Origin of the sequence: Mesorhizobium kowhaii (assembly GCF_042431665.1) — a bacterium.
Lineage (GTDB): Bacteria > Pseudomonadota > Alphaproteobacteria > Rhizobiales > Rhizobiaceae > Mesorhizobium > Mesorhizobium kowhaii.
In genome coordinates this window covers 1-24,708 of sequence record NZ_JBHLYT010000021.1, presented here as the reverse complement: position 1 = coordinate 24,708, position 24,708 = coordinate 1, and the positions used below count along the sequence as shown (strand labels likewise).

The following is a 24,708-nucleotide window of genomic DNA, read 5'->3' as shown; positions in this document are numbered from 1 at the left end:
ATCTTGACGCGGGCGAACTGACCGGTACCGCCGGTCTGCTTCTTGTGCGTGTAGTCCTGCTCGTGCCTGCGGGTGATCGTCTCGCGATAGGCCACCTGCGGCGCGCCGACATTGGCCTCGACCTTGAACTCGCGACGCATGCGGTCGACGATGATGTCGAGGTGAAGCTCGCCCATGCCGGAAATGATCGTCTGGCCGCTTTCCTCGTCGGTCTTGACGCGGAAGGACGGATCCTCGGCGGCCAGGCGGTGAAGGGCGAGGCCCATCTTTTCCTGGTCGTTCTTGGTCTTCGGCTCGATCGCGATCTGGATGACCGGATCCGGGAATTCCATGCGCTCGAGGATGACCGGATGCAGCGGATCGCTGAGCGTGTCGCCAGTGGTCGTGTCCTTGAGGCCAGCCAGAGCGACGATGTCGCCGGCAAAAGCTTCTTCGACGTCGGCGCGCGAGTTCGCATGCATCTGCAGCATGCGGCCGATGCGCTCCTTCTTGCCCTTCACGGTGTTATCGACCGAGATGCCCTTGGTGAGCTTGCCCGAATAGATGCGGGCGAAGGTGAGCGAACCGACGAACGGGTCGTTCATGATCTTGAAGGCGAGCATCGACAGCGGCTCGTTGTCGTCGGCGTGACGCTCGATCTCGGCGTCGGTCTTGGCATCGACGCCCTTGATGGCCGGAACATCGGCCGGCGACGGCAGATATTCGACGACAGCGTCGAGCAGCGGCTGCACGCCCTTGTTCTTGAAGGCCGAGCCGCAGAACATCGGATAGAACTTCACCGCGATGGTGCCCTTGCGGATCAGCGCGCGGATCTCGTCATTCGACGGCATCTTGCCTTCGAGGTAATTCTCGAGTGCCGTCTCGTCCATTTCCACGGCGGCTTCGATCATCTTCTCGCGGTATTCCTCGGCACGAGCCTGAAGGTCGGCCGGGATCTCAACGACGTCCCAGGCAGCGCCCAGCGTCTCGTCGCGCCAGACCAGCGCGTTCATCTCGACGAGGTCGACAACGCCCTTGAACTCGGTCTCGGCGCCGATCGGCAGCTGCATGACGACGGCATGCGCACCGAGGCGCGAACCGATCATCTCGACCGAGCGGTAGAAGTCGGCGCCGATCTTGTCCATCTTGTTGCAGAAGATCATGCGCGGAACGCGGTACTTGTCGGCCTGACGCCAGACGGTTTCCGTCTGCGGCTCGACACCGGCGTTGGCGTCGAGGAGCGCAATGGCGCCGTCGAGCACGCGCAGCGAACGCTCGACTTCGATGGTGAAGTCGACGTGTCCGGGGGTGTCGATGATGTTGAAGCGGTACATCTTGCCGCTGCGACCCTTCCAGAAGGTCGTGGTCGCGGCGGACGTGATGGTGATGCCGCGCTCCTGCTCCTGCTCCATCCAATCCATGGTGGCAGCGCCGTCGTGGACTTCGCCGATCTTGTGCGACTTGCCCGTGTAATAGAGGACGCGCTCGGTGGTCGTCGTCTTGCCGGCGTCAATATGCGCCATGATACCGAAATTGCGGTAGTCTTCGATTTTATATTCGCGGGCCATCGTAGCTGCCTCTCAGTCTCGTTCGCGCTTTACCAGCGGTAGTGCGCGAAAGCGCGGTTGGCTTCAGCCATCTTGTGGGTGTCTTCACGCTTCTTGACGGCGGTGCCGCGGTTGTTGGCCGCGTCCATCAGCTCGCCGGAAAGGCGGTCGACCATGGTCGTCTCGTTGCGGTTGCGGGCCGCGGCGATCAGCCAGCGAATGGCCAACGCCTGTCGGCGCTCGGGGCGCACATCGACCGGAACCTGGTAGGTGGCGCCGCCAACACGACGCGAACGCACTTCCACATGCGGCGCGACATTGTCGAGCGCCTGATGGAAGACGGTGACCGGCTCCTGCTTGGTCTTCGACTGAACCTGGTCGAGCGCGCCATAGACGATGGTCTCGGCAACCGACTTCTTGCCGTCATACATGACGGCGTTCATGAACTTGGTGACGATCAGATCGCCGAACTTCGGGTCCGGATTGATCTCACGCTTTTCTGCACTGTGACGACGCGACATTTTTTCTCTGCCTCAATTATGCGTGGTGGCCTTGATCCCGGATGCTTGCCCGGGATGACCTTCGCTACGCTTCGGTCACTTCGGACGCTTGGCGCCGTACTTCGAACGGCGCTGCTTGCGGTTCTTCACACCCTGCGTGTCGAGCACGCCGCGGATGATGTGGTAGCGAACGCCCGGAAGATCCTTGACGCGGCCGCCGCGGATCATGACCACGGAGTGCTCCTGAAGGTTGTGACCTTCGCCGGGGATGTACCCGATCACTTCAAAACCATTGGTCAGGCGGATCTTGGCCACCTTGCGCAGCGCCGAGTTCGGCTTCTTCGGCGTCGTTGTATAGACGCGTGTGCAGACGCCCCGCTTCTGCGGGTTCTGCTGCATGGCCGGGACCTTGTTGCGCTTCACCGGCGCAATGCGCGGCTTGCGGATCAGCTGGTTGACGGTAGGCATTAAACCCTCTTGTCTCTCAATTCCGTGTCTCGCCCGGTCAGGGCCGCTCAAAGCGTCATTTCCATACGCAAATTCGGGCCACGAACCGCGCCTCGCGGTCTTGCCCGAACAAATGGCAGAGGAAGCGAAACCGCTTCGTGCACGCCGGAAATGTCTTTTCGCTCGTAAAACGAACCCTGTTTGAGGCAAACTCCAAAGCGTGTCGCTTCGGAAGGGAGAGCCTCACATCGGTTCTGACTGGGCGGCTTCTACTCGTAAGACCGCGAACCGTCAAGCCCGGGGCGCCAAATATTGCGCGCCAATCAAGGCTCGGCAGCCATGCGAAAAACGCATGTAATTTTCTTTCGCAATTTTGCAAGGGCGAGGAAGAAAGTGACCGGCTTTCGGCTGTTGCGCGGCCCTGCTTCATGCGAAAAGGCCGCATGAGCAGTCAATATCCCCTCGCCCGCCCGCAATCTGCCAAGAGGAATCGGCCCGTGAACGACAATGATGAGCGCCCGGTCACCATCATCACCGGCCGGGTGTGGAAGAAAAAGGGCGGCAAGCCGGAAGGCGTGCACGTGATGCTGGTCGCCCCCGACGACGATTCGGCGGTGCGTCGGGCGCTCGAATCGCTCGCGGCGGAAGGTTACGCCGAAGCCGAACTCGACCAGATCGGCGACATGGACGGCGTGCCCGACGAAGAGCCGCATCTTTCTGCCTTCCAGGGCGCGCTCGAGGGCGAAGTGTCGATCGTTACTTTCGACGTGCCGATCTGAAACCAGGACGCCGATGATGGCCGGAGCGAAAGTGGTTGGACCTGCGTCCCGGAGCTGGGCCGACCGGGCGGTCGCGGCGATCGAGGCCGATCAGCACCGCTCGGCCGACACGCATCTGTGGAAGCTCGATCTGCCGGCACTGGCCGGCATCGACTTCTACCTCAAGGATGAATCGACCCATCCGGCCGGCAGCCTGAAGCACCGGCTGGCGCGCTCGCTGTTTCTCTATGCGCTGTGCAATGGCCTGATCCGCGAAGGCGCGCCGGTCATCGAAGCGTCGTCGGGTTCGACCGCGGTGTCGGAGGCCTATTTCGCCCGCATGATCGGTGTGCCGTTCTATGCGGTGATGCCGCGATCGACGTCGCGCGAAAAGATTGCGGCGATCGAGCACTATGGCGGCAACTGTCATTTCATCGACGATGGCAGGCGCATCTATGCCGATTCGGCCGAACTCACCGAGCGGCTTGGCGGCCATTTCATGGACCAGTTCACCCATGCCGAGCGCGCCACCGACTGGCGCGGCAACAACAACATCGCCGAATCGATTTTCGGGCAGATGCGCGAGGAGCGGTATCCGATTCCCGCCTGGATCGTGATGAGCGCCGGCACCGGCGGCACGACCGCCACGATCGGTCGCTTCCTGCGCTACAAGCAGCATGCGTCGCGGCTGTCGGTTGCCGATGTCGAGCGCTCCGCCTTCTTCGACGGCTATGCCACGCACGATCGCAATTGCCGCTGCGAACAGCCGTCGCGGATCGAGGGGATCGGCCGGCCGCGCATGGAACCATCCTTCGTGCCCGGCGTCATCGACCATATGCTGCGGGTGCCGGACGCGGTCTCCCTGGCGGCAATGCGGGTGTTGTCGCGCCGCCTCGGCCGCCGTGTCGGCGGTTCGACCGGCACCAACTTCATCGCCATGTGTTTTCAGGCCGCGCGCATGATCGAGGAAGGCAAGGCCGGTTCGCTGGTGACGCTGATCTGCGATTCCGGCGATCGCTATGCCAACACCTATTATTCCGACGAATGGCTGGCTGCCAACAGCCTCGATCCCTCGCCTTTCGAGCCGGCGATCGAGGCCTTTCTGGCGGGGGGAAAACTGACCTTGCCGTTCGAGGAAAGCTGGGGCTGACTTTTCGGCTTCGGCTTGTCGGCTTCGGCTTGCCGGGGGCAAGTGTTCTGATAAGAAACCACCACCATCATTCAACAGACGGAGCGGCCGTGTCCCAGCGCATCAAGATTGGCATCGTCGGCGTCGGCAAGATCGTCCGCGACCAGCACCTGCCGGCCCTGGCGAAAGACCAGGACTATCACCTCATCGCGGCCGCCAGCCGGCATGGCAAGGTGGAAAGCATCCCGAATTTCCCTGATATCGAAGCCATGCTCGACGCGGTGCCTGAGCTCGAGGCCGTCTCGCTCTGCATGCCGCCGCAGTTTCGCTATGACGCCGCGCGCGCAGCGCTGGAAGCGAAAAAACACGTCTTCCTGGAGAAGCCGCCCGGCGCCACCGTCAGCGAGGTCGAGAACTTGAAGACATTGGCCGTGAAGAACGGCGTCTCGCTGTTTGCCAGCTGGCACTCGCGTTATGCACCGGCGGTCGAGGCCGCGCGTACCTTCCTGGGTTCGGCCAAGATCAAGTCCGCCGCCATCAACTGGAAGGAGGACGTGCGTCGCTGGCACCCGAACCAGGAATGGATCTGGGCCCCCGGCGGCTTCGGCGTCTTCGATCCGGGCATCAACGCACTGTCGATCGTGACCCACATCCTGCCGCCGATGTTCATCACCTCGGCCGTGCTCGATTTTCCCGAAAACCGCGCCGCGCCGGTCGCGGCACACGTCACCTTCCGCACCTCGAATGGATTGCCGGTGACGATGGAACTCGACTGGCTCCAGACCGGCCCGCAAAGCTGGGACATTGTCGCCGACACCGACAAGGGCGCCATGGTGCTGTCAGGCGGCGGCTCGAAGCTCGCCATCGACGGCCGCGTCGTCCATGACGAGCCGGAAGCGGAATACCCGATGCTCTACAGGCGCTTTGCCGAGATTGTCCGCGCCGGCAGCTCCGACGTCGACCTGGCTCCGCTTCAGCATGTCGCCGATGCCTTCATGCTCGGCAAGCGCAATGTGGTGGAGGCGTTTTTCGACTGAACGTCAATCCACGATAGCGATTGCAAAACCGTCATAGCCCTTGGCGCCGACAGTCTGGATGGCGGTGCCGTCCAATCGCTTATCGCTCCCGATGAAGGAAAACGCGGCCCGCGGACCTTCGACGTCGGCGTCATGGCCGTCGTCATCGAGTACCGCGCCGTCACGAATGACATTGTCGCAGACGATGGCGGTCCCCGGACGTGACAGGCGCATGGCCCAGGACAGATAGTGTGGGTTGTTCGGCTTGTCGGCATCGATGAAGATGAGGTCGAACGGCCCGGCATCCTCGGTACTCAACGCGGCAAGCGATTGCAGCGCCGGCCCGACCCGCAGTTGTACCCGTTCCGACACCCCTCCCCGTTCAAAATTCGAGCGCGCGACCGTGGCGTGATGCGGGTCGAGTTCCAGTGTCACGACCTTGCCGCCGACAGGCAGCGCGCGCGCCATCCAGATCGTCGAATAGCCGCCCAGCGTGCCGATCTCGAGGATCTTCTTCGCGCCCTGAATGCGCACCAGCAGTGAAAGCAGCTTGCCTTGTGCCGGCGACACGTCGATCGCCGGCAGGCCTTGGTCGTGGTTGGTTGCCAGAACGGCATCGAGCGCCGGATCCGCCTCGAACAGAGCGTCGACGATGTAGTCGTCGACAGAAGCCCAAGTCTTTCTGCTCATCGCTTTCTTCTCCGATCCAATTCAAAGCACAAAAGTCTCGCACAAACAAAAAAATGGGCCGCCGGGTTGCCCCGACGGCCTTGTTGCCTGAGATTCCTGCCGCCGCGCTTACTGCGCGGCGGTTGTCATGTCGGCCAGCATCGGCTCGGCGACTTCCACACCGGAGGCCTTGCGGCGCTCGTCAATGATCAGTTCGTCGCGCGAGGTGGCGATGCGCCGGATCTGGCTCATCGTGCCGCCTGTACCGGCCGGGATAAGCCGGCCGACAATGACGTTTTCCTTCAGCCCCTGCAGCATGTCGGTCTTGCCGGCAACCGCGGCTTCCGTCAGCACCCTGGTCGTCTCCTGGAAGGAGGCGGCCGAGATGAAGGACGGCGTCTGCAGCGATGCCTTGGTGATGCCCAGGAGCACCGGCTGGCCTTCGGCCGGCTTCTTGCCGTCCTCGATCAGACGCTCGTTGACCTCTTCCAGTTCGATCACGTCGACGTGGTCGCCCGGAATGTAGGTCGAGTCGCCCTGCGTGGTGATCTCGACCTTCTGCAGCATCTGGCGAACGATCACCTCGATGTGCTTGTCGTTGATCGACACGCCCTGCAGACGGTAGACTTCCTGGATCTCGTTGACGAGGTAGGAAGCAAGTGCCTCCACGCCCTTGATCGCCAGGATGTCGTGTGGCGCAGGATTGCCGTCGAGGATGTAGTCGCCCTTCTCGATGACGTCGCCGTCCTGAAGATGGAACGGCTTGCCCTTCGGGATCAGGTATTCGACCGGCTCAAGCGTCGAGTCATGCGGCTCGATGATGATGCGACGCTTGTTCTTGTAGTCGCGGCCGAAGCGGATCGTGCCGTCGATCTCAGCGATGATGGCGTGATCCTTCGGACGGCGTGCCTCGAACAGTTCGGCAACACGCGGCAGACCGCCGGTGATGTCCTTTGTCTTGGCGCTTTCCATCGGGATACGCGCCAGCACGTCGCCGGGGCGAACCTGAGCACCCGGCTCGACCGAAAGAATGGCCTCGACCGAGAGCAGGAAGCGAGCGTCGCCGCCCTTCGACAGCTTGCCGACCTTGCCCTTGGCGTCCTGGATGGCAATCGCCGGCTTGAGGTCGTTGCCGCGTGGCGTCGAGCGCCAGTCGATAACCTCACGCTTGGTGATGCCGGTCGACTCGTCGGCCGTTTCCTGAACGGAAATGCCGTCGACCAGATCCTCGTACGACACCCTGCCCTCGATTTCGGTGAGGACCGGGCGGGTATAGGGATCCCACTCGGCAATACGCTGGCCGCGCTTCACCTTGTCGCCATCGTCCACGAAGATACGCGAACCATAGGTGAGACGGTGCGTGGCGCGCTCCTTGCCGGCTTCATCGAGGATCAGCACCGCCATGTTGCGGCCCATGACCATCTGCTGGCCGTCGGAGTTGCGCACCACGTTGCGGTTGCGGATCTCGACCTTGCCCTCGTAGGAGGCTTCAAGGAACGAGCTGTCCACCACCTGCGCCGTACCGCCCATGTGGAAGGTACGCATGGTGAGCTGGGTGCCCGGCTCGCCGATCGACTGCGCCGCGATGACGCCGACAGCTTCGCCCTGGTTGACCGGGGTGCCGCGGGCAAGATCGCGTCCGTAGCAGACCGCGCAGACGCCAACCCTGACCTCGCAGGTCAGTGCAGAGCGGATGCGGACCGACTGGACGCCGGCTTTTTCGATCTTTTCCACGTCGCGTTCGTCCATCAGCGTTCCGGCCTTGACCAGAACCTCGCCCGACACCGGATGGGTGATGTCGTCGAGCGACGTACGGCCGAGCACGCGCTGGCCGACGGAAGCGACGACCTGGCCGGCATCGACGATCGGCTGCATGGTGAGGCCCTTGTCGGTGCCGCAGTCGACGGAGTTGACGATGCAGTCCTGCGCCACGTCGACCAGACGACGGGTGAGGTATCCCGAGTTCGCCGTCTTCAAGGCGGTGTCGGCCAGACCCTTGCGGGCACCGTGGGTCGAGTTGAAGTACTCGAGCACGGTCAGGCCTTCCTTGAAGTTCGAGATGATCGGCGTCTCGATGATTTCACCCGACGGCTTGGCCATCAGGCCGCGCATGCCGGCGAGCTGACGCATCTGGGTGGGCGAGCCACGCGCACCGGAGTGCGACATCATGTAGATCGAGTTCATCGGCTTCTGACGGCCATTGTCCTCGAACTCGACCGCCTTGATGCGGGCCATCATTTCGTCGGCGACCTTTTCCGAGCACTTGGCCCAGGCGTCGACGACCTTGTTGTACTTCTCGCCCTGCGTGATCAGACCGTCATTGTACTGCTGCTCGTATTCCTTGGCCAAAGCCTCGGTGTCGGAGACCAGCTTGATCTTGGCATCGGGGATCAGCATGTCGTCCTTGCCGAACGAAATGCCGGCACGGCAGGCATGGCTGAAGCCGAGCGCCATGATGCGATCGCAGAAAATGACCGTCTCCTTCTGACCGCAATGGCGGTAGACGGTGTCGATCATCTTGGAGATGTTCTTCTTGGTCATCTCCTGGTTGGCGGTCTCGTAAGGCACGTTGACGTTCTTCGGCAGAAGCTCGCCGATGATCATGCGGCCAGGGGTGGTGTCGTAGATCTTCGACACGACCTTGCCTTCGGCATCGACCGAACGGAAACGACCGCGGATCTTGGAGTGCAGCGTCACCGCCTTGGTCTCGAGCGCATGCTGGAGTTCGCCCATGTCGGCAAACACCATGCCCTCGCCCGGTTCGTTCTGATTGACGATCGAGAGATAGTAGAGACCCAGAACCATGTCCTGCGACGGCACGATGATCGGCGCGCCGGAAGCCGGGTGCAGGATGTTGTTGGTCGACATCATCAGCACGCGGGCTTCAAGCTGCGCTTCCAGCGACAGCGGCACGTGAACGGCCATCTGGTCGCCGTCGAAGTCGGCGTTGAAGGCCGTGCAGACCAGCGGGTGCAGCTGGATCGCCTTGCCTTCGATCAGGATCGGCTCGAACGCCTGGATGCCGAGACGGTGCAGCGTCGGCGCGCGGTTCAAGAGCACCGGATGCTCGCGGATGACCTCGTCGAGGATATCCCAGACTTCCGGACGTTCCTTCTCGACCAGCTTCTTGGCCTGCTTGACGGTCGAGGAGTAACCCTTGGCGTCAAGACGGGCGTAGATGAAGGGCTTGAACAGTTCGAGCGCCATCTTCTTCGGCAGGCCGCACTGGTGCAGCTTGAGCTCCGGACCGGTCACGATGACCGAGCGGCCGGAATAGTCGACGCGCTTGCCGAGCAGGTTCTGACGGAACCGGCCCTGCTTGCCCTTGAGCATGTCGGACAGCGACTTCAGCGGACGCTTGTTGGCGCCGGTGATGACGCGGCCGCGGCGGCCGTTGTCGAACAGCGCATCGACGGCTTCCTGCAGCATGCGCTTTTCATTGCGCACGATGATGCCGGGGGCGCGCAGCTCGATCAGCCGCTTCAGACGGTTGTTGCGGTTGATGACGCGGCGATAGAGGTCGTTCAGATCCGACGTGGCGAAACGGCCGCCGTCCAGCGGGACGAGCGGACGCAGGTCCGGCGGGATCACCGGAACCACTTTCATGATCATCCATTCCGGACGGTTGCCGGATTCCATGAAGTTCTCGACGACCTTGAGCCGCTTCAGATACTTCTTCTGCTTCAGCTCGGAGGTGGTCGAAGCCAGTTCCGAACGCAGGTCGCCGGCGATCTTCTCCAGGTCCATGCCGGCCAGAAGGTCATGAATGGCCTCGGCGCCGATCATGGCGGTGAAGCTGTCCTCGCCATACTCGTCGACGGCGATCATGTACTCTTCCTCGCTGAGCAGCTGGTGCTCCTTCAGCGCGGTGAGGCCAGGTTCGGTGACGATGTAGTTCTCGAAGTAGAGGACGCGCTCGATGTCCTTCAGGGTCATGTCGAGCAGCGTGCCGATGCGCGACGGCAGCGACTTCAGGAACCAGATATGGGCGACGGGCGCGGCGAGCTCGATATGGCCCATGCGCTCGCGGCGAACCCGCGACAGCGTGACTTCGACGCCGCACTTCTCGCAGATGACGCCCTTGTACTTCATGCGCTTGTACTTGCCGCACAGGCACTCATAGTCCTTGATCGGACCAAAAATGCGCGCGCAGAACAGACCGTCACGCTCCGGCTTGAAGGTGCGGTAGTTGATGGTCTCCGGCTTCTTGATCTCGCCGAACGACCAGGACAGAATCTTCTCAGGGCTGGCCAGCGATATCCGGATGGAATCGAACACCTGTGCCGGTGCCTGGGGATTGAAGAGATTCATGACCTCTTGGTTCATGCCGTTCTCCTTTTCGGGGTCCTCGAAAACCCCTTGCATCTAGTCGCGAGCCAAACGCCCGCCGTCTTTGTCGGCCACTGGCCGTCGAATTCGATAGGCGCGCCGCGGCTTTCCGCGGCGCGCCATTGCCTTACTCGGCCGCGTCGGGCAGCCGGATCGGGTTGTCGTCGAGCTTGGTGTTCTCCAGCTCGACATTGAGGCCAAGAGACCGCATTTCCTTGACGAGAACGTTGAAGCTCTCCGGAATGCCGGCCTCGAAGGTGTCGTCGCCACGGACGATCGCCTCGTAGACCTTGGTGCGGCCGGCGACGTCGTCCGACTTCACCGTCAGCATTTCCTGCAGCGTGTAGGCGGCGCCGTATGCTTCCAGCGCCCAGACCTCCATTTCGCCGAAGCGCTGGCCACCGAACTGCGCCTTGCCGCCCAGCGGCTGCTGGGTGACGAGCGAGTACGGACCGATCGAACGCGCGTGGATCTTGTCGTCCACGAGATGGTGAAGCTTGAGCATGTAGATGTAGCCCATCGTCACCTTGCGATCGAACGGCTCGCCGGTGCGTCCGTCATAGAGCTGCGACTGACCGCTGGTGTGCAGGCCCGCCTGCTCCAGCATGATGTTGATGTCAGCCTCATGCGCGCCGTCGAACACCGGGGTCGCGATCGAGACGCCGCGGCGCATCTGCTCGCTGAGGCGAACGATGCTCTCGTCGTCATACTCGCGGACCGGCTCGTTGCGGTCGTTGGCCGGTATGAAGCTCTCGAGCGTCTTGCGCAGCGGCTTGATGTCGCCGGCCACCTTGTACGCATCGATCAGCTCGCCGATCTTCCTACCCATGCCGGCGCAAGCCCAGCCCAGATGCGTTTCCAGGATCTGGCCGACATTCATGCGGCTCGGCACACCCAGCGGGTTGAGCACGATATCGGCATGCGTGCCGTCCTCGAGGAAAGGCATGTCCTCGACCGGAACGATCCGCGACACGACACCCTTGTTGCCGTGACGGCCGGCCATCTTGTCGCCGGGCTGCATCTTGCGCTTCACGGCCACGAAGACCTTGACCATCTTCATCACGCCGGGAGGCATTTCGTCGCCGCGCTGGACCTTCTCGACCTTGTCCATGAAGCGCTGTTCGAGCGCCTTCTTGGAGTCGTCGTACTGGCCACGCAGGGCTTCCAGTTCGCTCTGGAGCTTTTCGTTCTCCACCGCAAACTGCCACCACTGCGAACGCGGGTACTCGTCGAGCGTGTCCTTGGACAGCGTCGAGCCCTTCTTGAAGCCTTTCGGTCCAGCGATCGCTTCCTTGCCGACGAGAACGTCAGAAAGACGCGCGTAGACGTTACGGTCCAGAATGGCCTGCTCGTCGTCGCGGTCCTTGGCGAGGCGTTCGATCTCCTCGCGCTCGATCGCCATGGCGCGCTCATCCTTCTCCACACCGTGGCGATTGAAGACGCGCACCTCGACGACGGTGCCGAAGGTGCCCGGAGGCATGCGCATCGAGGTGTCGCGCACGTCCGATGCCTTTTCGCCGAAGATGGCGCGCAGAAGCTTCTCTTCCGGCGTCATCGGGCTTTCGCCCTTCGGCGTGATCTTGCCGACCAGGATGTCGCCCGGCTGAACTTCGGCACCGATATAGACGATGCCGGCTTCGTCGAGGTTCTTCAGCGCTTCTTCCGAGACGTTCGGAATATCGCGCGTGATTTCCTCCGGACCGAGCTTGGTATCGCGCGCCATGACCTCGAACTCCTCGATATGGATCGAGGTGAAGACGTCGTCGGCGACGATGCGCTCGGACAAGAGGATCGAGTCCTCGTAGTTGTAGCCGTTCCACGGCATGAACGCGACCAGCACGTTGCGGCCGAGCGCCAGATCACCGAGCTCCGTCGAAGGACCGTCGGCGATGATGTCGCCCTTGTTGACCCGGTCACCCATGCGCACCAGCGGACGCTGGTTGATGCAGGTGTTCTGGTTCGAACGCTGGAACTTCATCAGACGGTAGATGTCGACCCCGGACTTGCCCGGATCGAGATCTTCGGTGGCGCGGATAACGATACGCGTCGCGTCCACCTGGTCGACGATGCCGCCGCGGCGGGCGCCGATGGCGGCGCCCGAGTCACGAGCGACGATCGGCTCCATGCCGGTGCCGACGAACGGCGCCTCGGCGCGCACCAGCGGCACGGCCTGACGCTGCATGTTCGAGCCCATCAGCGCGCGGTTGGCGTCGTCGTTCTCGAGGAACGGGATCAGGGCCGCGGCCACCGACACCATCTGCTTGGGCGACACGTCCATCAGGTCGACGTTTTCGCGCGGCGCCATCATCACTTCACCGGCGCTGCGGCAAATGACGAACTCGTCGACGAAGCCGCCATTCTTGTCGAGCTCGGCATTGGCCTGCGCGACATGGTGCTTGGCTTCTTCCATCGCCGAGAGATAGACGACGTCATTGGTCAGCTTGCCGTCGACGATCTTGCGGTACGGGCTCTCGATGAAACCGTACTTGTTGACGCGTGCGAAGGTGGCCAGCGAGTTGATCAGACCGATATTCGGGCCTTCCGGCGTCTCGATCGGGCAGATGCGGCCGTAATGCGTCGGGTGCACGTCGCGCACTTCGAAGCCGGCGCGCTCGCGGGTCAGACCGCCCGGTCCAAGCGCCGACAGGCGGCGCTTGTGGGTGATCTCCGACAGCGGGTTGGTCTGATCCATGAACTGCGACAGCTGCGAGGAACCGAAGAACTCGCGCACGGCGGCAGCCGCCGGCTTGGCGTTGATCAGGTCCTGCGGCATCACCGTGTCGATCTCGATCGAGGACATACGCTCCTTGATCGCGCGCTCCATGCGCAGCAGGCCGACGCGGTACTGGTTTTCCATCAACTCGCCGACCGAACGAACGCGGCGGTTGCCGAGATTGTCGATGTCGTCGATTTCGCCCTTGCCGTCGCGCAGTTCGACCAGCGTCCTGACCACGGCCAGGATGTCGTCCTTGCGCAGCACGCGCACGGTGTCCTCGGCCTTGAGCTCAAGGCGCATGTTCATCTTGACGCGGCCAACGGCCGACAGATCGTAGCGCTCGCTGTCGAAGAACAGCGAGTTGAACATGGCTTCGGCGGTTTCGAGCGTCGGCGGCTCGCCGGGGCGCATGACACGATAGATGTCGAACAGCGCGTCCTGGCGGCTCTCGTTCTTGTCGACGTTGAGCGTGTTGCGGATATAGGCGCCGACATTGACGTGGTCGATGTCGAGAACCTTGATCTCGTTTTCACCAGTGCCAAGCAGCACCTTCAGCGTCTTCTCGTCGATCTCGTCGCCGGCTTCGAGGAAGATCTCGCCGGTGGCATAGTTGACGATGTCCTCGGCCAGGTAGTTGCCGAGCAGATCCTCGTCGGTCGCCTTGATCGCCTTGAGACCCTTTTCGCCAAGCGCCCTGGCCTGGCGGGCCGTGATCTTCTTGCCGGCTTCGACAACGACTTCGCCCGTATCGGCATCGACCAGGTCGCCGACAGCCTTGAGGCCGCGGAAACGCTCGACGTTGAACGGGATGCGCCAGTGGTCGCCGGCGCGCTTGTAGGTGATCTTGTTGTAGAAGGTCGACAGGATCTCTTCGCCGTCCATGCCGAGCGCCATCAGCAGCGACGTCACCGGAATCTTGCGGCGACGGTCGATGCGGGCGTGCACGACGTCCTTGGAATCGAACTCGATGTCGAGCCACGAGCCGCGATAGGGGATGACGCGCGCGGCAAACAGAAGCTTGCCCGACGAGTGCGACTTGCCCTTGTCATGGTCGAAGAAGACGCCCGGCGAACGGTGCATCTGCGAGACGATGACGCGCTCGGTGCCGTTGACGATGAAGGTGCCGTTCAGGGTCATGAGCGGCATGTCGCCCATGTAGACGTCCTGCTCCTTGATGTCCTTGATCGACTTGGCGCCGGTATCCTCGTCGATATCGAACACGATGAGGCGCAGCGTCACCTTGAGCGGCGCGGCATAGGTCAGGTCGCGCTGACGGCATTCGTCAACGTCGAATTTCGGTCCTTCGAACTCGTACTTCACGAACTCCAGCATCGAGGAGCCGGAAAAGTCCTGAATCGGGAAGACCGACTTGAAGACGGCCTGCAGTCCCTCGTCCGGACGCCCACCCTTGGGCTCCGCCACCATCAGGAACTGGTCATAGGATGCCTTCTGAACCTCGATCAGGTTCGGCATCTCCGCAACTTCCGGGATCTTTCCGAAGAACTTGCGTACGCGTCTGCGGCCATTGAAAGTCTGGGTCTGGGCCATCGTCGCTCCTTAGCTCTAAACTCGGGACGAGCCTCGCCGCGGCTCGCCTTGCATTCTGGGCCACCTGGGCGGCGACCCTCTGTCTGTTTTCCCGGCGCCTGTCGGCGGCCGGCTAAAACGGGAGAAAACCCGTTTCCTGAAGGCCGGTTTGCGGCCCTCAGGAAAGAGGTTCTCGTACGTCTCGCGCTACGCGTGCTCCCTCCGGCCGAAGGGAGTGGCGGACGGCGCGAGGCCGTCCGCCGCTTTTTACGCTTACTTCAGGTCGACCTTGGCGCCGGCTGCTTCCAGCTGGGCCTTGAACTTGTCAGCGTCGGCCTTGGAAACGCCTTCCTTGACCGGCTTCGGAGCCGCTTCGACCAGATCCTTGGCTTCCTTGAGGCCAAGACCGGTGATGGCGCGGACTTCCTTGATGACGTTGATCTTCTGAGCGCCTGCCTCGGTGAGGACGACGTCGAATTCCGTCTTTTCCTCGGCCGGAGCAGCAGCAGCCGCACCACCGCCAGCGGCGGCAACAGCCACCGGAGCAGCGGCGGAGACGCCCCACTTTTCTTCCAGAAGCTTCGACAGCTCGGCCGCCTCGAGGACGGTCAGCTTCGAAAGGTCGTCTACGATCTTTGCGAGATCAGCCATTGTTGTATTCCTTCATAAGGTTCGAACGTGTGTTTGTGATAGCGAGGAACGGCCTCATGCCGCCTCGTCCTTCCGGGCGTAAGCGCCGATGACGCGCGCGACCGAAGCCGCTGGCGCATTGACGATCTGGGCGATCCGGGTTGCCGGCGTGGCGATCATGCCAACCAGCCTGGCGCGCAGCTCATCGAGCGACGGAAGTGTGGCGAGTGCCTTCACACCGTCGGCGTTGAGCGAGGTGGTGCCCATTGCGCCACCGAGAATGACGAGCTTGTCATTTCCCTTGGCGAAATCGGACGCGACCTTCGGCGCCGCAATCGGATCCTCCGAATAAGCAATCAGCGTCTGTCCCTTGAACAGGTCGATGATCGATGCGGAGTCCGTGCCCTGAAGAGCGATTTTGGCGAGACGGTTCTTCGCGACTTTGACGGTGCCACCGGCGGCGCGCATTTTCGACCGAAGGTCGTTCATTTGCGCGACGGTGATACCGGCGTAGTGGGCCACGACCACTGAACCTGCGTTCGAGAACGCACCGTTCAGGCCCGTGACGAGTTCGCGTTTTTCCGCTCTGTCCACTGCCTATCTCCAGTTGACCCCCATCCTGTTAACGGGAACATTCCCATTCACGAGGACAGGCGTCGGGTTGCCTTTTGTCGGCCGGGCCATCCAGTAACGGATCTCCCGAACGACGCTCGAGGATCCTGCCCCCTTTCGCCACATCCCCCGGCAAGCCGGACGATGCGCAGACAAAAGGCAAACACGGTTCGAACCTTTCATTGGAGCAGTTCGCTCCGTTGTCCGGTCTTCACCCGTCTCATGCAGGCCCACATGAATTAAGGCTTTGGGGCCGCCTGCAATCTCGGACAGGATGTCCGGAAGCCTTTCGACTTCCGGCACCGGGCCGCCAACCTAGATCGGAGGCCCGGAATTCTTTTACGGATCAGTCCTTTAACGGCCGATCCCAAATAAAGCTTATCAGGACGCCGCGAGCGTCGAGACGTCGAGCTTGAGGCCCGGGCCCATCGTCGAGGTGACTGACACCTTCTTGACGTAGTTGCCCTTGGCGCCAGCCGGCTTTGCCTTGGTCACCGCGTCAGCGAAGGCGCGGATGTTCTCTTCCAGCGCCTTGACCTCGAAGGAGACCTTGCCGACGCCGGCATGAACGATGCCGGCCTTCTCGACGCGGAACTCGACGGCGCCGCCCTTCGATGCCTTGACGGCGGCGGCAACGTCGGTGGTGACGGTGCCGACCTTCGGGTTCGGCATCATGCCACGCGGGCCGAGCACCTTGCCGAGACGGCCGACCAGCGGCATCATGTCCGGCGTGGCGATGCAGCGATCGAAGTCGATCGTGCCCTTCTGGACGATGTCGACCAGATCCTCGGCACCGACGATATCGGCGCCAGCAGCCTTGGCTTCCTCGGCCTTGTCGCCACGGGCGAACACGGCGACGCGAACCGAGCGGCCGGTGCCGTTCGGCAGGTTGACCACGCCGCGGACCATCTGGTCGGCATGGCGCGGGTCGACGCCGAGGTTCATGGCGACTTCGACGGTCTCGTCGAACTTGACCGAGGAACGGTCCTTCAGCAGCTTCAGCGCTTCACCCAGGGCATATGCCTTGTTGGGATCGATGCCTTCGCGGGTCTTCGATACACGCTTTGCAATCTTTGCCATGATCTTAGCCCACCACTTCCAGACCCATCGAGCGGGCGGAGCCCTCGACCATGCGCATGGCCGCTTCGACGTCGTTTGCGTTCAGATCCTTCATCTTCTGCTCGGCGATGGCGCGAACCTTGTCGCGGCCGATCGTGCCGGCCTTGATCTTGCCCGGCTCCTTCGAACCCGATGTCAGGTTCGCCGCCTTCTTCAGGAAGTAACTCACCGGCGGCGTCTTCATGACGAAGGTGAAGGACTTGTCCTGGTAGTAGGTGATGACGACCGGAATCGGCGATCCCTTTTCCATTTCCTGGGTCTGTGCGTTGAACGCCTTGCAGAATTCCATGATGTTGATGCCACGCTGACCAAGCGCCGGGCCGATCGGGGGAGACGGCGTGGCCGATCCCGCTTTGACCTGGAGCTTGAGCTGGCCTGCAATTTTCTTAGCCATCTCTTTTCCTGCCTTTGTCTATGCCGGCCTTGCCGGCGGTTGCAGTCTGGTGGTGCGATCCATGCGACCGGCTAAAGCCGCATTCGTCTCCCACCGTTCTCAAAGCCGCGCGATCTCCGCGCCGCCCTTCCCTGCCGCACTTGGCGGCGGGATTTCGGATCAGCCCTTTTCGACCTGTCCGAACTCCAGATCGACAGGCACGGCGCGCCCGAAGATCGAAACTTCCACCTTGAGCCGCGCCCGCTCCTCGTCCACTTCCTGGACGAAACCGTTGAACGACGCGAAGGGACCATCCGAAACGCGGATCGCCTCGCCGATCTCGAACGTGACCGAAGGCTTCGGCCGCTCGACGCCTTCCTGCACCTGGTTCAGGATGCGCTGCGCTTCCGCCTCGGTGATCGGCACCGGCTTGGAGTCGCCCAGGAAGCCGGTGACCTTCGGCGTGTTCTTGACCAGCGAGAACACCGCATCGGTCAGATTGGCCTTCAGGAGCACATAGCCCGGGAAGAACTTGCGCTCGGCATCGACCTTGCGGCCGCGACGAACCTCGACGACCTTCTCGGTCGGCACCACGATCTGGTGGATATCGGCGGACAGGCCCTTCTGCTTGGCCTTGTTCTCGATGTCCTCGGCGACCTTCTTTTCAAAGTTCGAATAGGCGTGGACGATGTACCACCGCGCAGTCATTTCAAGACTTCTCCGTAATCGGCGGACTTAGCGTCCGATGCCAAGAATCTGCTCGACCGCGAGGCCCATGAGCTGATCGGCGGTGAAGAAAAAGATCATCGCGATCACAGCAAACGCCAGGACCATCACCGTCGAGATCATCGTTTCGCGCCGCGACGGCCAAGTCACCTTGGCGGTCTCCGCGCGAACCTGCTGGAGAAAGACGAAAGGATTTGTGGTTTTCGAAGCCATATGCCGCTCTGTCTTCAAGACCCGTTGGCCGGGTCCCCTGGATGATCCCGCTGGCCGGGACGTGCCGCCTGGGCTGGTTTTCGCGCCGAATCAGCGCAAACATTTCGCCCATGCAAATCAGACGCGTAAAGCCGGCTTCCCAGCTCCACGCGTCGCGTGTCTGTTTCGTCTACATAAAACCGATTCTTGATCCACGCAAGTGGCAAGTGTCCGCTTTATGACCAAACGCCGCCTCGGGACCATCCAGTCGTTCCGTCCCGGCTATGGCGCCCTTATGCCCCAATCACGCTAATATGGCAAGCGGGCCGCCGGTTTTCAAAGGCTAGCGCGGAGAAATATCGTTTTGATGGCCGGTTCGTGACCCCGAGACCGGTTTAACGGGGCGGCCTAAGGAGCGTCAGCATGGCGCCGCCGCAGGCGGAACGCGGGACTGACCGCCTCCGGCGAGGGAGCTGCCTAGCCAGCAGATCCTGGTGTCGAAACTCTTGGACGGCCATATCCCAATCTCCCTGCAGGCGAGTTGGGCAAATGGCACGCTCCCTTATGCTTTCGCCAAATATCTGAGACGCTTCAATATCTAACTTGGATTACTCGCGTTCGTTGGGGGCGCCGTCCGCGCGTTAGACGATGGAGAACGTTGCGAAGACTGTGCCGACCAACTCCATGTTGGCGGACACGGGGATCGCCGAGACCGCAAAAAACGGATTCATGAGGCAACCCCTCACCCACGACTTGCGTTCGCATAAGAAATATCAGGGTAAAATAATTATCGCAACTAGACTTTACTTTACCTGGCTTATTCTGAAGAATAATACGCTTTCTGTGCAGAAGGCCGAACTGGACGGGTCTTCTTTATACATTTAGCCGCCTTATAAAATCGAGCCGGCGGGGTAGCAGTACGATTGGTGGTAGGCCAGATAGCTGGATCAGGCCGTTGTTCTTCCAAGGGAGGATGAGATGGGGCAGATCATTAAAGCAACTGCAATCGTCAACAATGAAGTTGCGTTTCTCGCATGGCAAACCAACCCTGATCCGATCCCCGATTGCCTTGGCTTCCACATTGTTCGCGAATATCTCGATGCCAACGATCAGGTGACCAGCGAGCGCCCGCTTGCCGCCTATGTCGCCTTTGAAGGGCAGTCGAATCCAGACTGGCAGGCGCAGAACACGACTGTTTGGCCCGTGCAGAAGTTCAACTGGCGCGACCTCACGCTGCGGCGACACCGTGACAAGTTGGGTCTCCGGCCCGAGAATGAGCGGCTGCGATACCGTATCCGCCCGGTAGGTCGCTTTCGCCATGACCTTGAGGAAGTGGTGCCCATCCCCGAAAGCCATTGGGACGCAAAAACCAATCAGCGCGTCGAGCATCACTATCAGGGCGCACCTATCCGGCTCGGCTATCTGGGACCTGCGGCCCTCACCAATGTCGTCGTGGCCACCCGCCGCTTGGGATCGTTCCTCTCAACCTTCACCAACGGTATTCTCTCGAGCCAGTTCCTGATCCGCATGCTCGAAGAGGACGACGGCAAGATTGCGCCTAACGAACTTGCAGTTCGTCTGCGCGAACCAAATGACACACTGCGACGCTATCTGGCCGGCGACGTCCCGACGACTATAACCGAGTTCTTAAGCAGAGCTGGCGGGCAGTTTCATGCCGCCCTTTACGAGCTGGAGGATCGGCAGTTGCTTGACCTCCTGGTCGCCGCGGCACCCCGGATGCAGTTGATCCTGTCTGACGCAGGCTCCCGAGACACCAAGGACAAGATTACCAAGAAAGTCATTCACACCGACTATGACACAAGAAATAAGGATGCTCGCGCAGCACTGCGAGCAATCGCGGACGCGCCGCACGCGACGTTCGTCATGCAAGACCGGCTATTCAATGGCAGCGGCCACATCGGCCACAACAAGTTCGTGGTCTGGTCGGACGGGCAAGGACCCCAAGCGGTCCTTACCGGCTCGACCAACTGGACGTGGAGTGGCATTTCCGGTCAGAGCAACAATTGCATCGTCATCGAAGACGCGAACGTGGCGCGCGCATACCTCGACTACTGGCAACGTCTGTTCGACCACCCCTTGCCGCAGCCTGCGCACACGGGGGATGCCAACACCGGCGCGGACCAGGGCGATATCGTAAAGGACACCGACCGCACTCCGGTGACCGGCAATCTCGCTAACGGTGCCGCCTTTGAATGTTGGTTCTCACCCAACGTTCCAGGCGCCAAACAGCCGCCTTCGGCGCGCGCCAAGCATCAACCGCCACCTCCACCCGACATGGACCGTCTCTTCTCACTGATGCGCCGTGCACACCGCATAATTTTGTTCGCGGTGTTTTTGCCGTCCAAGGGCGGGGTACACTCGATCATCTCGCAAGCGATCGACCTCGGCCTGGCGGATACCAGCCTGGAGGTGGTCGGTGCGGTCTCCGATCCGATGGCTTGGGGTTACCAGCCCTCAGGCACCGGTCCAGATGGCAAGCCTTTGGTGCCGAGTTCGCCGTTCATTATCCAGCAGGGCGGTGTCAATGTCGTGCGCGCGACCGCGCTCACCGACAAGGATATCGGCCGCCAACTCGGCAATTTCGTCAACAAGGAAATTTTGAGCGCGGGTAAGGCGATCATCCACGACAAGATCCTGGTGATAGATCCGCTTGACCCGGAGAATTGCGTGGTCGCATTCGGCAGCCACAATCTGGGTTACAAGGCGTCCTACTCCAACGACGAAAACCTAACAATCGTGCGGCGTGATCCCGCGCTTGCCCAAGCGTATGCAGCGCATGTACTCGACGTATTCGATCATTACCGCTTCCGTGCAGCTGAGGCAGAGAAGTCGGCCGAACTAAAGCGGGCCGGCATCGCCGCATCATCAAGCCCGACCGATGGCTTCCTTAGCATTGACGACAATTGGCAGACCAAGGCAAATCGGCGGATTTCTGCCTATTTTGCGAAATAAATGCCTAGCAGCGTTGCTGGGTCGACGAAGGCAAGAAACCTAGCACGATAGACGTGAGCTTTCCCTTCGAGAATCGTGTGTTTTTCCGTCACCGTCAGACACTCCCTGCGGACGTGCAAGTTTGTGAAAGAGATGTGTAAGGCTAATTTCGGCTTCCTAGCCAAGCAAGGCGTTTTCTAAGTGCCTGATTCCAATGAAGGAATGGCACGGGCAGCAGGGCTCGAACCTACGACCTGCGGTTTTGGAGACCGCCGCTCTACCAACTGAGCTATGCCCGTACGTGCGCATGTCGGCGCAGCAGGCGCTTCCTAAAAGCTTCCGCACGCTCTGTAAAGAGCGGTTTGCAAGCAAACGCGCCTTAACCCCTGCGCCAGAAATCGGGATAGCTGACCACCAGCCCATCGCGGTCGATCTCGAGCTCCCGCTTGAAGTCGCTGGCGCGCGATTCATAGAGATATCGCCTGCCCTCTTCGAGGCATGTGTAGCGCTGCGGGTTGGCGACCACGGTGAGGGCCGGGAAATCGATGAAGGCGGTGGTGATCTCGGCACGTTGGCCGGTCGAAAGCCGCAAGCGCCGGATCGGCAGTGTGTTGGTGAACGGCGTGACGGTGAGATCAGGATCGAGAACGCCGTCGAGTTCGGGCATCGGCAGGCCGTCCCTGGTCCAGCGGCGATCGCCGTCGGCGGCAAGAACAAGTGTCTGGCCGCTACCGATTATGTCGACCATGACACTCCTGGCGTGCCAGTTCGCGTCGCAGGCGATGCGGTAGCGGACGGCAAACGGCGTTTGCCCGGAGCAGATGACGACGGAATCGGCCGAGACTTCCCCTGCCCGCTCCTGCAGCAGCAGGTGTTCGAGGCCGGGACCATCCCATTCGTGCCAGCGCACGATCTTCATATCTTCCAGCATCAGCCCGATCCCTCCCGTGGCGACTGCAGGCTACTTTGTTTCCGGTGGCCGATACGGGCCGCCCGGCACGCCCCAGCCCCAGGCCGGCATCGGTTCCGTCTCGGGATCGCAGGTCTCGCCGAGATTGGAGTTCATCTTGGCCAGCCGCGATCCCCACTCGACATAGCCCATGAAGGCCGAGCGGAATTCAGGATCGTCGGGCAGGCCGACCGCGTCGGCGGCATCGGCCAGGAGATTGATCCAGCGGCGACGCTGCTCCTCGGTCAGATGCTTGCCGAGATGATGCATCACCATCTCGCGATGGCCGCCAAACTTTTCGCTGTAGGTTTTCGGTCCGCCGAAAACCTCGCCGATGAACGCCGCCACATGGGCGGGATGATCCGGGGACATGGTCCTGAACACCGGCCCGACGACCGGGTCGCGCAGCACCTTGTCATAAAAAGTCTCCGTCAGGCGGTTCAGCGCCTCGGCGCCGCCAGCCCATTCGTACAATGTCGGGACGTCCTGGCCCATTTTCGATTCCTCCACCAGCCCCGAGACGACGATAGCGGAACTATCGGAGATGGCTCAACCTGCCTCGATGGCCAGCCTGTCGATCCGAAGTCGCGCTGCCCTACAATTTGGCCGGCGCTTCGGCCTGCGCGTTGGGCGATGATATCACACGGCAATTCTCGGGTTTCGGCGCCGCATCACAGATGGTGGCGCCGGTCAGCACGTCGACCGATTGCGGTCCTGTCGTCAGTCCAACCTTCAGCATCATGTCGGGTTCAAGCTGGCGCTCGACTGAGCGCCGCTCAATCGCGGTGAACAGACCGGGACCGATCGCCATCTCCTCAAGGTAGGCCTTAACCACCTGCTTCTGCCCCATCGGGTACAGGCCAAGCCGCGCCTGGGGACCGACAAGCCGTCTGACGCCGCCGGCAAGCATGAGAGCGCAGGCCGAATCGCACTCCCCTCCGGCATCGATGCTCAGCCCGGCATAGGCGCCGTCTTCATCCGCGCAGTCCGCCTCTCCCGGGTCGCAGCCAACGAAATCGGTTCGGGCAACGGCGACGTCGAGCTTCTTTTCATGGACAAGCCGCCCCGCCGCCAGAGCGCCAGACAGGTCACCTCCTTGCGAGTTGATCACCACAGGCAGCCGCCGGTTGCCAAGCGTGTCGAGCAACTGGCGCAGCTTCTGCGGGGTCTGAGCGGTAATCGCGCCTTCCGCCGAGATCCATTCCGGACAGTCGGGATTGCAGAGCGGGTTGCTGCCGCGAACCACGACAAAGCGCATGTCCTCACGCGCCTTTGCGGTCTCCGGTTCAGCCGTTGCGGCAGTCGCGGGTTTGGCCTCGGCCGTCACCGCAGCAGCCGGCAGCGTGACCTTGTCTGCCGGAGCCGGCACTTCCCGGCAATTCGCGGGCAATGGATTGGCGCGGCAGATGGTTCCCGCGGTCAGCATGTCGACGGAATCCAGGCTGGTGACCATCTTCATCCGAAGCATGTTTTGCACTTCCAGCTGGTGGATCGCGCTGACCGGGGTGTTCTTCATCGTCTCGAGCACGCCCTTTTCGACACCCATCCCGTTCAGATAGGCCGCCAGCCTCTTCTCCACCGCCTTGCTCATTTCGTAGGTCTTGTAGCTGCCGGCATTCTTTCGGCTGACGATTTTGGTGTTGAGTACCTTCTTCTTGCCGCCCACGATGCGATAGGTGGTCCGATACTGCAATTTCGTGCGGACATAGGTCGTGGTGATCTGATGAACGCCGAGATAGGCCTCTTCGCCGACCACACGCCGGACACCGCCGGCAAACATCAGCGGACAGGCGGAATTGCACATCGCGCCGCTGGCGTAGGGCTCACCAAAATAACGGGCGCCCCTGCCGTCGTTGCTCGTGCAGTCCTTCGCATCGGGCAGACAGCCGTCGAACCAGGTCTTGCCGACGGCGATATCGAGCTTGTTCTTGCGGATCAGCCGGCCAAGCGTCAGCGCCGCCTCGACATTGCCGCCGGGAGAATCGACGACGATCGGCAGCTTTCGGCCGTTGAGCGTTTTGAGCATGCGTTTGAACAAAGTCGGCGTTCCGGCTTCTATCGAGCCTTGAGCCGAGATCCATTCCGGGCAGATCGGCTCGCAGCCCGTTGCATTGCTGCGGACAATGACAAAGCGCATCGTTGGGCCGAGATCCCGGGCCGTATCCGCCGCAGAGGCGGCATGCCCCATGACAAGCAAGGCCAGCAGGCAGATCAGCCGCAGTGACCACAATGCCTGACGATCTGGAAGGCGCCCTGGAACCATTTGGGAAAATGCCCCTTGATGCAACCTATCCTAGTCGAGCCCCAGAGGCTTGCAACAGGGTTCGGGCGACAATACGGGCACCGCATCGCTATGCGAAAAGAAAAAGGGCGGTCGCAAGGACCGCCCTTTCTGTTTCGGACCCGACCGGCAGATGCCGGCGTCGGTTATTCCTTGATGGTGACGACGATGCCGGCACCGACGGTGCGGCCGCCTTCACGGATGGCGAAGCGCAGCTTCTCTTCCATGGCGATCGGCACGATCAGCTCGACATCGAC

The 24,708-nt window shown here is 61.8% G+C and carries 20 protein-coding genes and 1 tRNA gene; 4 read left to right on the top strand and 17 right to left on the bottom strand.

What is annotated here, in order from left to right:
- The 3 genes from fusA to rpsL all read right to left on the bottom strand — a co-directional run.
- The coding region (gene fusA / locus ACFFNA_RS15365) for an elongation factor G (protein ID WP_378919483.1) at positions 1-1,547 on the bottom strand (1,547 nt) is incomplete at its 3' end.
- A 29-nt stretch (positions 1,548-1,576) separates the two neighbouring features.
- Entirely contained in the window at positions 1,577-2,047 is a 471-nt protein-coding gene (gene rpsG / locus ACFFNA_RS15360) for a 30S ribosomal protein S7 (RefSeq protein ID WP_008875664.1), read from the bottom strand.
- A 75-nt stretch (positions 2,048-2,122) separates the two neighbouring features.
- Positions 2,123-2,494, bottom strand: a complete 372-nt coding sequence (rpsL, locus tag ACFFNA_RS15355) for a 30S ribosomal protein S12 (protein ID WP_006333356.1) — start codon at positions 2,492-2,494, stop codon at positions 2,123-2,125.
- A gap of 476 nt (positions 2,495-2,970) precedes the next feature.
- On the opposite strand from rpsL, the gene ACFFNA_RS15350 reads away from it, so the two are divergent.
- The 3 genes from ACFFNA_RS15350 (at position 2,971) to ACFFNA_RS15340 (ending at position 5,397) form a co-directional block, all read left to right on the top strand.
- On the top strand, positions 2,971-3,252 hold the full coding sequence (locus tag ACFFNA_RS15350) for a transcriptional regulator (RefSeq protein WP_111547291.1): 282 nt from the start codon (positions 2,971-2,973) through the stop codon (positions 3,250-3,252).
- A 16-nt stretch (positions 3,253-3,268) separates the two neighbouring features.
- The gene (locus tag ACFFNA_RS15345; protein ID WP_378919476.1) at positions 3,269-4,381 is read left to right on the top strand and encodes a PLP-dependent cysteine synthase family protein; all 1,113 of its coding nucleotides are present in this window, start codon (positions 3,269-3,271) and stop codon (positions 4,379-4,381) included.
- Positions 4,382-4,470: 89 nt separating this feature from the next.
- Complete coding sequence (locus tag ACFFNA_RS15340) at positions 4,471-5,397, top strand: Gfo/Idh/MocA family protein (RefSeq protein ID WP_378919474.1); 927 nt, start codon at positions 4,471-4,473, stop codon at positions 5,395-5,397.
- Positions 5,398-5,400: 3 nt separating this feature from the next.
- On the opposite strand, the gene ACFFNA_RS15335 is transcribed toward ACFFNA_RS15340, so the two are convergent.
- The 9 genes from ACFFNA_RS15335 to secE form a co-directional block, all read right to left on the bottom strand.
- Positions 5,401-6,066 (bottom strand): O-methyltransferase, encoded by a 666-nt coding sequence (locus ACFFNA_RS15335; RefSeq protein WP_378919472.1) that lies wholly within the window; start codon positions 6,064-6,066, stop codon positions 5,401-5,403.
- A 108-nt stretch (positions 6,067-6,174) separates the two neighbouring features.
- On the bottom strand, positions 6,175-10,371 hold the full coding sequence (gene rpoC / locus ACFFNA_RS15330) for a DNA-directed RNA polymerase subunit beta' (protein ID WP_111547293.1): 4,197 nt from the start codon (positions 10,369-10,371) through the stop codon (positions 6,175-6,177).
- Positions 10,372-10,501: 130 nt separating this feature from the next.
- A complete protein-coding gene (rpoB, locus tag ACFFNA_RS15325) occupies positions 10,502-14,638 on the bottom strand; it encodes a DNA-directed RNA polymerase subunit beta (protein WP_111547287.1) in 4,137 nt (1,378 codons plus the stop codon).
- A gap of 252 nt (positions 14,639-14,890) precedes the next feature.
- Entirely contained in the window at positions 14,891-15,268 is a 378-nt protein-coding gene (rplL, locus tag ACFFNA_RS15320; RefSeq protein ID WP_095089666.1) for a 50S ribosomal protein L7/L12, read from the bottom strand.
- 54 nt (positions 15,269-15,322) lie between these two features.
- A complete protein-coding gene (rplJ, locus tag ACFFNA_RS15315) occupies positions 15,323-15,841 on the bottom strand; it encodes a 50S ribosomal protein L10 (RefSeq protein ID WP_095089664.1) in 519 nt (172 codons plus the stop codon).
- Positions 15,842-16,240: 399 nt separating this feature from the next.
- Positions 16,241-16,939 carry a 50S ribosomal protein L1 gene (rplA, locus tag ACFFNA_RS15310; protein WP_111547286.1) on the bottom strand — a complete coding sequence of 233 codons (699 nt, stop codon included), beginning with the start codon at positions 16,937-16,939 and terminating at the stop codon, positions 16,241-16,243.
- 4 nt (positions 16,940-16,943) lie between these two features.
- Complete coding sequence (gene rplK, locus ACFFNA_RS15305) at positions 16,944-17,372, bottom strand: 50S ribosomal protein L11 (RefSeq protein WP_006333334.1); 429 nt, start codon at positions 17,370-17,372, stop codon at positions 16,944-16,946.
- Between the two features lie 159 nt (positions 17,373-17,531).
- Positions 17,532-18,059, bottom strand: a complete 528-nt coding sequence (nusG, locus tag ACFFNA_RS15300) for a transcription termination/antitermination protein NusG (protein WP_013531409.1) — start codon at positions 18,057-18,059, stop codon at positions 17,532-17,534.
- 27 nt (positions 18,060-18,086) lie between these two features.
- On the bottom strand, positions 18,087-18,290 hold the full coding sequence (secE, locus tag ACFFNA_RS15295; protein WP_013531408.1) for a preprotein translocase subunit SecE: 204 nt from the start codon (positions 18,288-18,290) through the stop codon (positions 18,087-18,089).
- A 957-nt stretch (positions 18,291-19,247) separates the two neighbouring features.
- Here secE and ACFFNA_RS15290 point away from each other — a divergent pair.
- Positions 19,248-21,242: a phospholipase D-like domain-containing protein gene (locus ACFFNA_RS15290; RefSeq protein WP_378919462.1), complete on the top strand. Its 1,995-nt coding sequence runs from the start codon at positions 19,248-19,250 to the stop codon at positions 21,240-21,242.
- Between the two features lie 202 nt (positions 21,243-21,444).
- Here the strand turns inward: ACFFNA_RS15290 and ACFFNA_RS15285 are convergent.
- From ACFFNA_RS15285 to ACFFNA_RS15265, 5 genes are all read right to left on the bottom strand, one after another.
- Positions 21,445-21,520 (bottom strand) — tRNA-Trp (locus tag ACFFNA_RS15285).
- Positions 21,521-21,600: 80 nt separating this feature from the next.
- On the bottom strand, positions 21,601-22,152 hold the full coding sequence (locus ACFFNA_RS15280) for a putative glycolipid-binding domain-containing protein (RefSeq protein WP_111547283.1): 552 nt from the start codon (positions 22,150-22,152) through the stop codon (positions 21,601-21,603).
- Between the two features lie 30 nt (positions 22,153-22,182).
- Positions 22,183-22,665: a group II truncated hemoglobin gene (locus tag ACFFNA_RS15275; RefSeq protein ID WP_111547282.1), complete on the bottom strand. Its 483-nt coding sequence runs from the start codon at positions 22,663-22,665 to the stop codon at positions 22,183-22,185.
- A gap of 100 nt (positions 22,666-22,765) precedes the next feature.
- A complete protein-coding gene (locus ACFFNA_RS15270; protein ID WP_111547281.1) occupies positions 22,766-24,433 on the bottom strand; it encodes a COG3904 family protein in 1,668 nt (555 codons plus the stop codon).
- Positions 24,434-24,597: 164 nt separating this feature from the next.
- Positions 24,598-24,708 (bottom strand): EF-Tu C-terminal domain-related protein (locus ACFFNA_RS15265; protein ID WP_023745017.1); only part of this gene is annotated, 111 nt, incomplete at its 5' end.

Excerpts from the sequence above, each read along its gene's own strand:
- rplA (WP_111547286.1), bottom strand. The coding sequence starts at position 16,939 with ATGGCAAAGATTGCAAAGCGTGTATCGAAGACCCGCGAAGGCATCGAT.
- rpoC (WP_111547293.1), bottom strand. The coding sequence starts at position 10,371 with ATGAACCAAGAGGTCATGAATCTCTTCAATCCCCAGGCACCGGCACAG.
- ACFFNA_RS15280 (WP_111547283.1), bottom strand. The coding sequence starts at position 22,152 with ATGCTGGAAGATATGAAGATCGTGCGCTGGCACGAATGGGATGGTCCC.
- ACFFNA_RS15270 (WP_111547281.1), bottom strand. The coding sequence starts at position 24,433 with ATGGTTCCAGGGCGCCTTCCAGATCGTCAGGCATTGTGGTCACTGCGG.
- nusG (WP_013531409.1), bottom strand. The coding sequence starts at position 18,059 with ATGACTGCGCGGTGGTACATCGTCCACGCCTATTCGAACTTTGAAAAG.
- rpsL (WP_006333356.1), bottom strand. The coding sequence starts at position 2,494 with ATGCCTACCGTCAACCAGCTGATCCGCAAGCCGCGCATTGCGCCGGTG.
- ACFFNA_RS15290 (WP_378919462.1), top strand. The coding sequence starts at position 19,248 with ATGGGGCAGATCATTAAAGCAACTGCAATCGTCAACAATGAAGTTGCG.
- rplL (WP_095089666.1), bottom strand. The coding sequence starts at position 15,268 with ATGGCTGATCTCGCAAAGATCGTAGACGACCTTTCGAAGCTGACCGTC.
- ACFFNA_RS15275 (WP_111547282.1), bottom strand. The coding sequence starts at position 22,665 with ATGGGCCAGGACGTCCCGACATTGTACGAATGGGCTGGCGGCGCCGAG.
- rpsG (WP_008875664.1), bottom strand. The coding sequence starts at position 2,047 with ATGTCGCGTCGTCACAGTGCAGAAAAGCGTGAGATCAATCCGGACCCG.
- ACFFNA_RS15335 (WP_378919472.1), bottom strand. The coding sequence starts at position 6,066 with ATGAGCAGAAAGACTTGGGCTTCTGTCGACGACTACATCGTCGACGCT.
- rpoB (WP_111547287.1), bottom strand. The coding sequence starts at position 14,638 with ATGGCCCAGACCCAGACTTTCAATGGCCGCAGACGCGTACGCAAGTTC.
- rplK (WP_006333334.1), bottom strand. The coding sequence starts at position 17,372 with ATGGCTAAGAAAATTGCAGGCCAGCTCAAGCTCCAGGTCAAAGCGGGA.
- ACFFNA_RS15345 (WP_378919476.1), top strand. The coding sequence starts at position 3,269 with ATGGCCGGAGCGAAAGTGGTTGGACCTGCGTCCCGGAGCTGGGCCGAC.
- secE (WP_013531408.1), bottom strand. The coding sequence starts at position 18,290 with ATGGCTTCGAAAACCACAAATCCTTTCGTCTTTCTCCAGCAGGTTCGC.